The sequence below is a fragment of the Parabacteroides sp. KHUB-03 genome (assembly GCF_056640975.1).
Genome location: NZ_CM153257.1, coordinates 3307750 through 3321786 on the forward strand (window position 1 = coordinate 3307750; position 14037 = coordinate 3321786).

Sequence of the window (14037 nt, forward strand, 5' to 3'; positions counted from 1 at the left end):
TAATTTATTCGTAACATATAATTATTTATCCAGTAATTTTCCCGAAACTTGCAGGGCATAATTTTCGACAGCCATAATAACCAGGCACAATCTCATTCTTCATCATGAATGACAAAAATTATCAATAATAGAATGGAGATAGAAAATGTATGTCCGACTGGAGCTTAAAACAGAAAGGCCGTAAATTTTTAATGTTCAGTTTTTCAATTGTCCAAATCCAGATATAGTAATGGCTTGCCGCTCAATATGTATATATTTGCAGTCCCTTATTAAGCTATTAATATCAGGTATTGATTTATCTGAAAACCAGGAATGTTGGCCCATACCCCAGTCATATGCAATCTAATTATTTCTGTTTTTTATCCATAAGCAAATGAGATTTTAGTTTAACAATTGTATTCTTTCTCTTTCTATAAATATGACAACTCAGAAAAGAAATCAGGTGAAAAAACTTGTTTTTTTTCACCCGATTTACATTTAATATTAATCAATAATTTTCATTATCCTGTTATTCAATCTGAGTTAATGGCGGTACATTATTGTCAGCTCCGTCATATCCTATATTCTGGTTAATAACTCCTTGTGTATTGGCCGTAATTACACTTTGAGGTATAGGCCAAAGCACGTGATGAGGATCCATTACCACATAATTTGCCAACACATTAAGTTCCGTTTGATAATACGTATTATACTTCATTACCCTATCATAAAACCAGCTCTTTTTACTAAAATCCTGCAATGTATACCCGTTCATACCTGCTTTTGCCATCATATAAGATACGCGTACCAATTCGGAATGCCTAGGTTCTTCTGCGAATAACTCACGAGCACGTTCATCAAATATAAAATCAATCGTTACTTCACCTGCAGTGACAGGTTTAGCCTTTGCCCTAAGTCTAACTTTATTTATATCATCTGCGGCAGCTCCCATATTTCCTTGCCAATAGTATGCCTCCGCCCTCAGCAAGAATGTTTCAGCCAGTCGGAAAATATACCAATCACCGTTACTTCCCATAGGATTTATTGCCGGGTCGGGAGCCGGAACATACGTTATATAATGTGGAAAAGCAAATGTATAATAAAATGTATCTGCTAATGCCGCAAAATATTCGGGGTTTACCGGTTTCCCATAATCTACCGATTTTGGGTTATTATATTTCAACTCATGCATATCCACCCAATTTTCATCAGCCCGACGCATATCGGATGTGTTTTCCCAGGTATCTCCCTTATAAGACCAGATATCAAACCTATAATAGGGTGTATTTACCAGATTCGGATTTGCTTCTCCATATAAAGCCTTATATTCGCCTCCATAAACCATACCCTGCTTTCCTTCACTATCTAATACAGCCGGATACCACCAGCCACAATTGTAGTTTCGCATGGTACGAAGTCCGGCAGTTTTAGCCTCAGCCGGGGCCTCAAAACGGTCGATACAAGCCAGGATTGTTTCAGTATTTTCACTCAAATTAAAATTTTCAGGACGATGCAAATCCCACATTAAGTTATATTCCGGCATATCCAGGTCTTTTCCAAACCGATGCTCCATTAATGCATACGAATAGTCATTAATGACATGATCGGCAGCTTCTATGGCTTTATCATACTTCATATTTGCCAGATAAACCTTTGTCAGAAGGTGGTACCCGGCTCCTGCAGAAACACCACCTGCCGGCGTAGATTCCGGTGTTGGAAGATATTTAACTGCAAATTCCAGATCTTGTTCCAACTTTTCCAGGATTGTCCATCTGCTATATGTTGCAAAATCCAGTTTCGGCCCGAACAATTCTTCCAGAATCAAAGGTACATCTCCATAGTTGTTCACCAACCGATAATACCAATAAGCCCTATGCCACAAAGCTTCAGCAACTAATGCATTTTTTTCGTTTTCGTCTTTCCACTCAATATTATCAATACGGGATATTAAGACATTTGAATTTTTAATAAATTCATATGCACGGGTAAACATTGTCAGGAAAGGATAATAAGTAGAACTGCTAGGTGTCAATTTCCTAAAATCCAATTGAACCAATGGAACACCTAAATCGGACGCAGCCATCTCAGAACAAATAAAATGTCTCTCTCCTGTGTTATCAGCCCTCAAATCCTTACGCATGGTCAGGATCAAAGATTCAAAACCGCCCTTGTCTGTATATACATTTTCAGGTGTGTAGAAAGAATGCGGCTTAGGGTCCAACCATTCGTCCGAACAAGATGTGTGGAAAAAAGCAGCAAAAAATGATAAAAATATAATTATACGTTTCATATTACTCTGTTTTTAAAGTGAAACATTCACGCCAAAAGTATAAGTCCGGGGAAGAGGAGTATTCAATGATTCAGGATCCCATCCCATCCAGTCTGTAAAGCAATAAAGATTACGGATAGAAAATGAGAAACGTGCACTATTTACAAACAGCTTTTTCGCAATCGCTTCCGGTAAATTATAGCCGACCGAAACATCTTGTATCCTCAAAAACGATGCAGGTTTATAAACCTGGAAATCTCCCCCGTATGAACTTGTACTCATCCTGAGTCCACCCCATTCCTGATTACGATTTTCCGGTGTCCAATATGGAAAATCAAATTCATTAATACGATTATACTCATAACCATCTCTACGTTCGGCCAAAGATGCACGGGCTATATGGCCTAAATCCGCACGAAGAAAAATTGAAGCCGTAAAATGTTTCAGAAACGTGAAATCGTTACCAAATCCCAAGCGAAAACGTGGACTGGTATACCCGATAAACTGTTTATCCATCTTATCTTCGTATTTTCCGTTATCATCCAGATCTTCACTCTTAAAATCGCCCGGTGCCAAATTATACTCTTTAGCAGCCTCAGCCTCTTCCATCTGCCATACACCTACGATATTATATCCCCATACCCGGTCGATAGACTGTCCTGGAAACAATCCATTTGTATAATCAGGTAATTCGCCATTGTGTTTTTTCCCCATCAATATATACTCGCCATAATCGCCAAATAACTTTTTAATTTTATTTCGATTTAAGGAAAAAACCAAGTTACTATTCCAACTAAAGTCCGGATTGTCTATATTCTGTGTATTTACAGTTAATTCAAAACCTTTGTTACCCAATTCACCTAAATTTGTAGTAATATTGGAGAAACCTGTCAATTCCGGAAGCTTACGGTCCATTAACAAATCGGTTGTTGTCATTGAGTAAAAATCCGCAACAACAGAAATTTTATCATTCAACAAAGACATATCTATTCCAAAATTGAAAGATTCCGTACGTTCCCATTTCAAATTCGAGTTTGCCAGGGAGGTATTGTATACATTTGAAACAGCATTTTTCCCATCATAATACAAACTGGAAGTTACTGTAGCCAATGCAGAATATTGTCCGATGGATCTATTTCCGTTTACTCCCCACGAAGCCCTTAGCTTCATTGCATTTACATATGGGACTTTAAAAAACTTTTCGTCAGATACTCTCCATGCCAAAGCAACTGCAGGGAAAACAGCGTACGGATTTTTTTGTCCGAATGCAGAATATCCGTCCTTTCTAACAGAAGCTGTCAACAAGTATTTCCCCATCAAAGTATAGTTTAGTCTGGCCATTGCAGCATTTCCCGTCAATTCTGTATCATTATTTTTCACTGAAACTTTTTGTGCCTGTTGCAAAGCGCTCCATCCAAGATTAGCATTCGGGGCAAAAGTTTCTCCGGTCATATCCGACCCCCAATCCCTGAATCGCTCAGCACTATATAATAATGTCAAATCAAAATTGTGATCACCAAACTGTTTATTCCAACGAATGATATTATCTAACATCCATTCAAATTGGGAATACTCTGAACGAGTACCGTATCCTTTAGAATAAGCTATTGATCCGACATAAGTTTCGGGACCCCAGAAATTATAATCTTTCGAAAATTCATAACGAGGCTGAAAATTCATTTCATATTTGAAGCCAAAAGGAAGGTTTATTTTCGCAAACAAAGACGAGAACAATGCGTTTGCCTTTTTATTCCGTTCTTGCTCTTTACTTAAGAATGGATTTTGTACGCCCTGATAGCCAGACGGATACCACACCAGCGATTCATCTTCTTTATAAATAGAGCAGAATGGGCTAACTCTGGCTGTATATGATACTGAAAGAGGACTCTCATCTCTACTTGTAAATTGTGTATTTAAACCGACCGTCAGCCATGATGCAATTTTAAAATCCACATTCAGGCGAGTTCTCAAAGCCGAAAAACCTCCATCCCGAAGAATCGTTTCGTTATCATCATATCCCAAAGACCAGTAATAGTTTGTATTGTCCGTCCCTCCCGAAATACTTACATCATAACTTTGCCTCAACCCATTCCGAAATGCCATATCTGCCAAATCGATTGTATTCCCAGCCATAAAATTCTCATGCTCAGTGGGAAATAGATTCAGACGTGAACCCCATTCCGATTTATTGTCTGCACTCGGATTAGCACTTGCATTTCTCCATTCATCCAGTGATGTATCAGCAGGTAATTCATCCGGGTTATAATAGAAATACGGATATTTATTCGGGAACCAGGCAGTCATAGCATCTCTTCTATATTGCAGGAATCCTTCGGCATCATACCCTTTGAACTTCCGGTTTGAAGGTTGCGCCACGCCTATCTGGGCAGAAAAATTAATCATAGGTTTACCCTTTACACCTTTTTTTGTAGTGATAATCAATACTCCTGCAGCTGCTCTCGACCCATACACAGCAGCAGAGCTTGCATCTTTCAAAATATCAACAGCCTCTATATCGTTCGGGTTTATATCGCTTAGATTACCATTATATATAACACCATCCAAAACTATTAAAGGAGAAGTAGATGCTTTCAATGAAGTAGGACCTCGAACCTGCAATTTTGAAGCCCCATCACTGGCTGCACCCGATTGCTGTGCATAAAAACCGGCAACTGTTCCCAACAGCATATCAGATACCTGGGTTTTAGCCTGATCTTTATATTTTTCAGCATTTAACCTCACAACAGATCCTGTCAGATCTTTTTTTCTTACACTTCCATAACCAATAACCACTACTTCATCTAATTGTCCGACATCTTCCGACAAAGAAATGTTGAATGTATTTTTGAGACCGACAGTTACTTCTTTGGGCAAGAAGCCAATATAAGTAACAACTAGAATAGCATCCGGGCTGGTTTCAAGAGAAAAATTCCCATTCTCGTCAGTTATCGTTCCGTTCTGAGTCCCTTTTTCAACTACATTTGCCCCTATAACGGGTTCATTCAGATGATCTTTAACAATGCCGGTTACATTTTTCTTTTGCATTATCACCGGACTACCGGAACTTTCCTGTTTTGGTATAATCACAATATGGTTACCAACCAGTTTATAAGTTGCATTTTCACTTTGTAATAATTGTTCCAATATGCTGCCCACTGATTTCTCTTTGACTTTAACTGATACAATTTTATCTAAATTAATATCCTTTAAATCATACCAAAAAGAATAGTTGGTTTGTTCTTGTATACCCTTAAATACTTCGTTTATACTGACATTTTCCATATCTAATGTCACACGAGCCTCCTGAGAATACGAGGTTGCCGAAATAGAAAATACCGCTACAAAAAGAAGTAATATGGATATTTTCATAACATTTATACTTTTTTTATTGCATAAGATCTCGTATAACAGATCCCTGCTGCATAATTTTTGATACATTTGCAGTTAATTATTAAGCTGTTAATAATCGGTTTTCTGATTGTTGACAAATCTGAATTGAGGAATGTTGGCCCATTCCTCAATTTCTTCAAACATTAACTAGTTAACTTATATTTTCACTCATAGGCATTAGATTTTTTTAGGTTCGACAAGATTAACAAATTAATAGATATCTATTCTGTCATTAGTGGTTTTGTACTTAAACTTACCGCTGGACGACATAATTCCAAGTATTTCTTCTATTGATTTATTATTGCGGAAATCGCCTCCAAAACGCTTCTTTTTCAAGTTCTCGTCATGAATAACAATTTTCACATTAAAATTACGCTCTAATATTTTTGTAATTTCTTCAAAAGTTTCTCCATTAAACACCAAACGCCCGTTTATCCAACTCAACGCATTGGCAACCATCTGATGATCTATAATAATCTGTCCGGACACCCTATTATAAACTCCTGTCTCCATCGGCTTCAATATAATCGGTTTTACACTTCCGTCCTTAGACAGAGATACTGAACCGTTAAGTAAAGAGACTTTCACATCTTCATTCTCCGGATAAGCATTTACATTAAATACCGTACCCAATACAACAACATCCACTTCTTTGGTTTTCACCACAAAAGGCAGTTTTTCGTTTCGTTCAACTTCCAAATAAGCTTCCCCCGAAAGCAATAATTGCCTGTTATCTTTTCCAAAACCATTATTATAGCGAACCGTACTACCGGAATTAAGCCATACCACAGTGCCATCAGCCAGTTTCAATTTTGTCTTTGAGCCGTTTGGGCTTGTTATCTCTGACAAAACCAAACCTTCGTCCCTACTACTTTGTATGTTAAAATATAAGATCGTATAGTAAGACAAAAGAATAAACGGAATCAATACAGCAGCTACTGCAACTGCTTTACGCCATAATGGCATACTATGTTTTATTTTTTGTCCATTTGCAGAATGAATTCTTCTCTCAAAAAGAATAAATGCTTTTTCATAGTCAAACGGAAACTGGTCATCTGCCACCGAAGATGCGTTCCATATATCTTTCATACTTTCATAATATAACCGATGTTTCTCCGATTCATCCAGCCATTTATTCAGCACAGCTCTATTATCATCTGTTATATCATTTGAAAAACAGTCGATTAACAAGTCATCCCAGTATTCTTTATCCCGAATTTGCATATATATATATAGTATGTCTATATAGATATGACAAACGAGAAAACAAATCAGGTGATAAAAAATGAATTATTTTTTATTTAAAACGGGAAAAATATAAACAGAAAAGTAAACAAATAATCTTTTAGATCTTTTCTCAGTTTACTAAGCACCAAACGAATGTGATATTTCACAATATCGACAGTAAGTCCTTTTTGCCGGGCTATTTCTTCATACTTCATTTTATCATTACGGCTCATCCAAAAAATTTCCCTGGACAATTCAGACAAAGAAGAGATAGACTTCTCAATTTGCTCTTCTAATTCCTTTTCAAGCAATGAGCACAGCGGATGTCCATCCTGATTGTAATAAGTTTGTTGCTCACTTGTCAGTTTACCAGACAATGTTTGAAGCAAATCATTATGCCGTGAGCAATGAGCAAGATAGTTTATACAGGTATTCTTCACAGCTTTCATCAAATAAGCCCGCAAAGATTGATTGATAGTCAAAGTACCGCGACCTTCCCATAGATTAAAAATGACATCACTGACCAGTGATTCAGCAATAAAACTATTATTTACATAACTATATGCAAAAGCACAAAGAACCTTATAATGAAGTCTGTAAAGTTCTTTGTATGCAGTCTCTTCTCCATTACGCAACCCTTCTACCAGTTCATATTGCTGTATATCCTTCATCTACATATCAGGCATATCTATTCGTCAAAAAGGCATATATGATTTATTCTCAAAATTCGTGTGTTGTCCGTCCATTTTCTTTGCCTCCTCGCCCTCGGGATTCAATTCAATAGACTTTTTCAAGTCTTCAAAAGCCCCCTCTTTGTCGCCTTTCATATTTTTTGCCCGTCCACGTTCGGCATAAGCCTTTCCAAACGCAGGATTCATATCGATAGCATCATCGAAAAAAGAAATAGCCTCATCTAATTTATCCTGAACGATTAACAGCTTACCAATTAAAAGGCTTGCATCTTCATTAAAGGGATTCAGCTCAAGAACTTTTTCAAAATCGGCCATCGCCCCCGTTGTATTCCCCTGTGCTTCATAAATACGGCCTCTCAACAAAAAGGCTGATTCTTCTTCCGGAACAGATTCGATCACTTTTTCAACATCAGCTAAAGCTTCCTGTAGCTGCGACATAGACAATAGAACTTCTGCACGGAGCAAATATGCCTCGAAGAAATCATCTTTCAAAGCAATCGTTTTTGTAAGGTCGACAACGGCTCCCAGTAGATCTCCGGTCGTCTTTTTAGCTTTTGCCATCAAATAATGGGGCACATGGTTTGTTGCGTCTAACTCTATTACATGTTGGCAAACCGAAATCGCTTCGGCATCTTTATCCAACAAAAACAAAATATTAACCCGTGTAAGCAGCGTATTAATATGGTCGGGTTCCAGTTCAACCATACGGTCTAATACAGCCAAAGCCTTTTCCTGTTCGTTGGCTACAATATATGCACTGACAAGGTATGTCATAGTTTCAAAATCTTCCTGTATATTCAATGCTTCCGTAAAACATTTAACAGCATAAGCAACCCGCCCCATTTTTTGGGCACGCACACCATCGTACTTTAATATATCAAAATTCTTTTGGTTGTTTTTTACTTTTTCTTCTTCCGGATTTTCCGCTTTGGCAGAAGAAAACAATGATTTAAGAAATCCCATACTTTCCCGATATTAGTTTCGCAAATGTAAACAAATTACTCATACCACCACAAACGATTCATAAAAAAGGATCATCCCGATCATTTTTCCAAATCCCCCTGATGATTTTCAAAAAACACCCCGATGATTTTATCAATACATTCCGTTCTGACCGGAGACAAGATATTTTGCAAAAAAAACGAGATTCAATTACGATACATTAACATTGTCTGAAAAACGATAAGAATCAAAACAACTAGTTAAATAACGCACTTCCTGCTTTTTATAATTCAATCAAAAACGGCTTATAGTCATATTTTATACCTATATTTGTTTATATAAGAATTTATTTAAAAAAAAGTACATATAATATTGTGTAGTTTTGCAACGCCTCGTACTTCAACAGATCAATAAACATAATCAATATCAAACGCTAAAATAACAATTATGAAGAACCTTTATTACACATTCATATTAGCCGGTTGCATGCTTATAGCCTGCGACAAAGAAAACAACAACGTTGATCAACCCGTTCTGCCACCTGAACCAGACCCGGCACCCGAAGTTCCGTCCATAGAAACATATCCACGGATAAAGATAGAACTAAACGAAAGCGAACAACAAATAGTAAATACGACAAACTCATTTGCTTTCAGTCTGTACAAACAATTACAAAATGCACCAAAAGAGAATAATGAAAACATACTACTATCTCCTTTTAGCCTGAACATTGCATTAGCGATGCTTGCCAACGGAACGCAAGGAGATGCACTGAAAGAAATAACAGATGCAACGGGACTGAAAGGCTTCTCCATAAATGAACTAAACAGTTACTATCAGAAAATGACGGAAGGACTAAAGAAAGCAGACGGAGGTGTTGTTTTCTCGTCTGTTAATTCGATGTGGAGCAACAAAAACATCAAACTGAAAGAAGATTATGTAACCGCCAACAAAGCGGTATACAATGCCGAATGCTTTGAAGTAGACTTTGCAAACCCTTCCACTGTAAACGATATTAATAAATGGTGTGCAGACAATACGAACGGAAAAATTGACAAAGTATTGGAATCGACAAGCGTAAATGATTTATTATATCTGATAAATGCCTTGTATTTTAGTGCAAAGTGGACCAATGAGTTCCAAAAAGAGAGTACTAGGGAAGGTGAGTTTACACAAAAAGACGGTTCCGTGGCAACAGCTAATTTTATGCCACAAAAGGGTGAACGTCCTTATTTTAGAAACAACCTGTTTGCTTCCACCAAGTTGGAATACGGCAACGGAGCATTCTATATGCAACTGATTCTACCAAATGAAAATTACACTACAGAGCAAGTGATAGACCAACTGAAGGAACCCGGATACTGGCAAGAGTGTAATAAATTCTCCACCTACATTGTAGATTTAGCTTTACCACGCTTTAAAGTGACCGGAAAAGAGAATCTTATTACCGCTTTAGAGGCTTTAGGAATAAAGAGGATATTTACGAATAAAGCTGATTTTTCACTCATAACAGATTATGATGTAGTCGTTACTAAAGTAGAACAGCATACTTACTTAACCGTAAACGAAGAAGGATCGGAAGCGGCTGCTATTACCTATGACAGCCTTGGGCCTACAGACTTAGAGCCCGCAACACCGCCATCTGCAGACTTCATTGCAAATCGCCCGTTTTTGTTTATGATATGCGAAAGTTCCACAAATACGATTCTGTTTATGGGGGAAGTAAATTCAATATAATACATATACGTTACTCTACGATTCTAAGACAGCCCGTTTTGTTTCAAATTAAAACAAAACGGGCTGTCTGCACTTAGAAATACAAACATAAAGATAACCAGCTATTCCGTTTTTCAATTTTTTAAAGAATTTATCTTACAAAGTATAAGAGTATTTATTTATTTTTGCACTAGTTTTCAATTTGTATTCAGACGGATATACCTCTGTAAATACCTTAAAATAAATACCATTAAAAAAATATGGAAAACTTAGAGACAGGACTACTATTGATGGTAGTCGGAATGACTACTGTATTTGCCATCCTACTAATTGTTATTAACTTGGGGAAAGGGTTGATAGTATTGGTGAACAAGTATGCACCCGAAGAAGCATCTATCCAAAAACAGACTCCCGCAACCCGCATATCCCCTCAGGCCGGATCAGCATCAAATCAGGAAACAGCCGCAATTGTTTCTGCCATAAGTGTTATAACGGGAGGGAAAGGTAAAGTTGTTAAAATAGAAAAAGTATAACATTGTTACATTATATAATATCATGAAAAGAGAAATTAAATTCAGTCTGGTTTTCCGCGACATGTGGCAATCAGCTGGAAAATATGTTCCCAGAGTTGACCAACTGGTAAGGGTAGCACCTGCCATTATAGAGATGGGATGTTTTGCCCGTGTAGAAACCAACGGCGGTGGCTTTGAGCAGGTTAATCTGCTCTTTGGAGAAAATCCCAACAAAGCCGTTCGCGAATGGACAAAGCCCTTCCACGAAGCAGGTATTCAGACACACATGCTAGACCGTGCGCTTAACGGTTTGCGTATGAGTCCGGTTCCGGCAGATGTCCGCCAGTTGTTCTACAAAGTAAAAAAAGCACAAGGCACCGATATAGCCCGTACTTTTTGCGGTTTGAACGATGTGCGCAATATCGCACCTTCAATCAAATATGCCAAAGCAGCAGGTATGATCTCACAATGTTCGTTGTGTATCACCCATTCACCTATACATACTGTAGAGTATTACACCAATATGGCGCTGGAACTGATCGAGCTAGGTGCAGACGAAATCTGTATCAAAGACATGGCCGGTATCGGACGTCCGTATTCATTGGGACAAATCGTAGGTAACATCAAAGCTAAATATCCCGAAATTCCTATTCAATATCACAGCCATGCCGGCCCCGGTTTCAATGTAGCTTCTATTCTGGAAGTATGTAATGCCGGTTGCGATTATATAGACGTGGGTATGGAACCGCTTTCGTGGGGTACAGGCCACGCCGACCTGCTAACCGTACAGGCAATGCTGAAAGATGCCGGCTACAAAGTACCGGAAATCAATATGGAAGCCTACATGAAAGTACGCAGCATGGTACAGGAATTTATGGACGATTTCCTCGGCTTATATATCAGTCCTAAAAACCGTTTGATGAATTCGCTACTGATCGGCCCCGGACTGCCGGGAGGTATGATGGGTAGCCTTATGTCTGATCTGGAAAAGAATCTGGAATCAATCAACAAAGGACGCACCAAGAATAATAAGCCTCTTATGACACAAGATCAGCTTCTGATCAAATTATTCGACGAAGTTGCTTTTGTATGGCCACGTGTGGGTTATCCTCCACTGGTTACCCCATTCAGTCAATATGTAAAGAATCTGGCGTTGATGAACGTCATGCAGATGGAAAAAGGAAAAGAACGCTGGAGCATGATTGCCGATGACATCTGGGATATGCTTTTAGGCAAAGCCGGACGCCTGCCGGGTAAACTGGCTCCCGAACTTGTAGAGAAAGCCAAAGCCGAAGGACGAGAGTTCTTTGAAGGCAATCCGCAAGACAATTATCCGGACGCTTTGGATAAATACCGCAAGTTGATGAATGAAAAACAATGGGAATGCGGTCAGGACGACGAAGAGTTATTTGAATACGCCATGCATCCGGCTCAATACGAAGCCTACCGTTCAGGTAAAGCCAAAGTGGAATTTTTGGCCGACGTAGCACATCGCAAAGCGGAAAAAGAGGAAGCCAAAAAGCCGGCACCCCATGACGCACCTGCAACAATAGCTATGCCAACAACACCTCAGGTGATGAATGTAGATGTGAACGGACAAACCTATCGCGTAACGGTTGCCTTCGGTGATACTACCAACGCTGCTGCACCGGTAGCTTCTCAGCCAGCCTCCGCACCTGCCGCTCCGGCAGCAGCAGGAAACGGAAAGGAAGTCCTTTCTCCGCTGGAAGGTAAATTCTTCCTTGTAAAGAATGCCTCGGAAGCTGCGGTTAAGGTAGGGGATACCGTAAAAGAAGGCGACGTATTATGTTACGTAGAAGCCATGAAAACATACAATGCCGTCCGTGCAGAATTTGGCGGAACGGTAACAGCTATCTGCCTGTCTCCGGGCGATGCAGTTTCAGAAGATGACGTATTAATGACAATCCGGTAATGAACGAAATATTTCAAAATCTATACAATATGACTGCGTTCAGCAACATTGTTGCTGAACCGCAGTTTCTTATCATGTATGCCATTGCTTTCATTCTGCTATATCTCGGAATAAAGAAGCAATACGAACCATTGCTGCTCGTACCTATTGCGTTCGGCGTGTTGCTGGCCAACTTTCCGGGTGGAGACATGGGTGTTATTCAAGCCGACGAAAACGGAATGATCAATGTACATGGCGTAATGAAAAACATCTGGCAAATGCCTTTGCACGATATTGCACACGAACTGGGATTAATGAACTTTATCTACTACATGTTGATAAAGACCGGTTTTTTGCCACCTATCATCTTCATGGGTGTAGGTGCACTGACCGATTTCGGTCCCATGCTCCGCAATTTGCGTCTTTCCATCTTCGGAGCGGCAGCTCAATTAGGTATCTTCACTGTCCTACTTGTTGCCATCCTGATGGGATTCACTCCCAAAGAGGCAGCCTCTTTAGGTATCATCGGAGGAGCCGATGGCCCTACAGCGATCTTTACCACCATCAAGCTGGCTCCTCACCTGCTCGGCCCTATCGCCATTGCAGCCTATTCGTACATGGCTCTGGTTCCGGTTATCATACCATTAGTGGTTAAATTACTTTGTTCAAAAAAGGAGCTTTCCATCAATATGAAAGAACAGGAGAAGAAATTCCCTTCATCCGTAGAAATCAAAAACCTGCGTGTATTGAAAATTATTTTCCCAATCGTTGTAACAACGGTTGTAGCCCTGTTCGTGCCCAGTGCCGTTCCATTGATCGGTATGCTGATGTTCGGTAATCTGGTAAAGGAAATAGGAACAAACACATTCCGTCTGTTCGATGCGGCATCAAACAGCATTATGAATGCTGCAACCATCTTCCTCGGATTATCGGTAGGTGCTACCATGACAGCAGAAGCATTCCTTAATTTCACTACGATAGGTATCATTATCGGTGGTTTTTTGGCATTCGCTTTATCTATCAGCGGAGGTATTTTCTTTGTTAAGATATTCAACCTGTTCACTCAGAAAAAGATCAATCCGCTGATCGGAGCAACCGGACTGAGCGCCGTTCCGATGGCCTCCCGGGTAGCCAACGAGATCGCTTTGAAATATGATCCGAAGAACCATGTATTACAATACTGCATGGCCAGCAACATATCGGGCGTAATTGGTTCAGCCGTTGCAGCCGGTGTATTGATTTCTTTCTTGGGATAATAGCTGCACAAAAGCGAATGCAGATGGCACAGACAAGCGCAGATTCACGCCGATTTTTTAAGACATAATATTTCTGCGCTTGTCTGTGTCGTTTGCATTCCATAAATACAGATTCCGGAACTGTTCAAAACATATGCCCGCA

The 14037-nt window shown here is 39.3% G+C and carries 9 protein-coding genes; 4 read left to right on the forward strand and 5 right to left on the reverse strand.

Going from position 1 to position 14037, the window contains the following annotated elements; all coding sequences use genetic code 11:
* Positions 1-508: 508 nt before the first annotated feature.
* From ACYIB7_RS14210 to ACYIB7_RS14230, 5 genes are all read right to left on the reverse strand, one after another.
* Complete coding sequence (locus ACYIB7_RS14210) at positions 509-2269, reverse strand: RagB/SusD family nutrient uptake outer membrane protein (protein WP_099464559.1); 1761 nt, start codon at positions 2267-2269, stop codon at positions 509-511.
* Between the two features lie 12 nt (positions 2270-2281).
* The gene (locus ACYIB7_RS14215; protein ID WP_480337530.1) at positions 2282-5617 is read right to left on the reverse strand and encodes a TonB-dependent receptor; all 3336 of its coding nucleotides are present in this window, start codon (positions 5615-5617) and stop codon (positions 2282-2284) included.
* Between the two features lie 231 nt (positions 5618-5848).
* Positions 5849-6862 (reverse strand): FecR family protein, encoded by a 1014-nt coding sequence (locus ACYIB7_RS14220; protein ID WP_234999366.1) that lies wholly within the window; start codon positions 6860-6862, stop codon positions 5849-5851.
* 77 nt (positions 6863-6939) lie between these two features.
* Complete coding sequence (locus ACYIB7_RS14225; RefSeq protein ID WP_103983922.1) at positions 6940-7536, reverse strand: RNA polymerase sigma-70 factor; 597 nt, start codon at positions 7534-7536, stop codon at positions 6940-6942.
* Positions 7537-7560: 24 nt separating this feature from the next.
* The gene (locus tag ACYIB7_RS14230) at positions 7561-8520 is read right to left on the reverse strand and encodes a tetratricopeptide repeat protein (protein ID WP_103983923.1); all 960 of its coding nucleotides are present in this window, start codon (positions 8518-8520) and stop codon (positions 7561-7563) included.
* Positions 8521-8946: 426 nt separating this feature from the next.
* On the opposite strand from ACYIB7_RS14230, the gene ACYIB7_RS14235 reads away from it, so the two are divergent.
* From ACYIB7_RS14235 to ACYIB7_RS14250, 4 genes are all read left to right on the forward strand, one after another.
* Positions 8947-10236: a serpin family protein gene (locus ACYIB7_RS14235; RefSeq protein ID WP_480337532.1), complete on the forward strand. Its 1290-nt coding sequence runs from the start codon at positions 8947-8949 to the stop codon at positions 10234-10236.
* 239 nt (positions 10237-10475) lie between these two features.
* Positions 10476-10748 (forward strand): OadG family protein, encoded by a 273-nt coding sequence (locus tag ACYIB7_RS14240; protein WP_103983925.1) that lies wholly within the window; start codon positions 10476-10478, stop codon positions 10746-10748.
* Positions 10749-10770: 22 nt separating this feature from the next.
* A complete protein-coding gene (locus ACYIB7_RS14245; RefSeq protein ID WP_103983926.1) occupies positions 10771-12660 on the forward strand; it encodes a biotin/lipoyl-containing protein in 1890 nt (629 codons plus the stop codon).
* On the forward strand, positions 12660-13895 hold the full coding sequence (locus tag ACYIB7_RS14250) for a sodium ion-translocating decarboxylase subunit beta (protein WP_099464565.1): 1236 nt from the start codon (positions 12660-12662) through the stop codon (positions 13893-13895). The genes ACYIB7_RS14245 and ACYIB7_RS14250 overlap by 1 nt, the downstream gene beginning before the upstream one ends.
* Positions 13896-14037: the final 142 nt, after the last annotated feature.

What these genes read in the sequence shown, in the direction of transcription:
- ACYIB7_RS14210 (WP_099464559.1), bottom strand. Translation starts at nt 2,269, where the DNA reads ATGAAACGTATAATTATATTTTTATCATTTTTTGCTGCTTTTTTCCAC.
- ACYIB7_RS14215 (WP_480337530.1), bottom strand. Translation starts at nt 5,617, where the DNA reads ATGAAAATATCCATATTACTTCTTTTTGTAGCGGTATTTTCTATTTCG.
- ACYIB7_RS14220 (WP_234999366.1), bottom strand. Translation starts at nt 6,862, where the DNA reads ATGCAAATTCGGGATAAAGAATACTGGGATGACTTGTTAATCGACTGT.
- ACYIB7_RS14225 (WP_103983922.1), bottom strand. Translation starts at nt 7,536, where the DNA reads ATGAAGGATATACAGCAATATGAACTGGTAGAAGGGTTGCGTAATGGA.
- ACYIB7_RS14230 (WP_103983923.1), bottom strand. Translation starts at nt 8,520, where the DNA reads ATGGGATTTCTTAAATCATTGTTTTCTTCTGCCAAAGCGGAAAATCCG.
- ACYIB7_RS14235 (WP_480337532.1), top strand. Translation starts at nt 8,947, where the DNA reads ATGAAGAACCTTTATTACACATTCATATTAGCCGGTTGCATGCTTATA.
- ACYIB7_RS14240 (WP_103983925.1), top strand. Translation starts at nt 10,476, where the DNA reads ATGGAAAACTTAGAGACAGGACTACTATTGATGGTAGTCGGAATGACT.
- ACYIB7_RS14245 (WP_103983926.1), top strand. Translation starts at nt 10,771, where the DNA reads ATGAAAAGAGAAATTAAATTCAGTCTGGTTTTCCGCGACATGTGGCAA.
- ACYIB7_RS14250 (WP_099464565.1), top strand. Translation starts at nt 12,660, where the DNA reads ATGAACGAAATATTTCAAAATCTATACAATATGACTGCGTTCAGCAAC.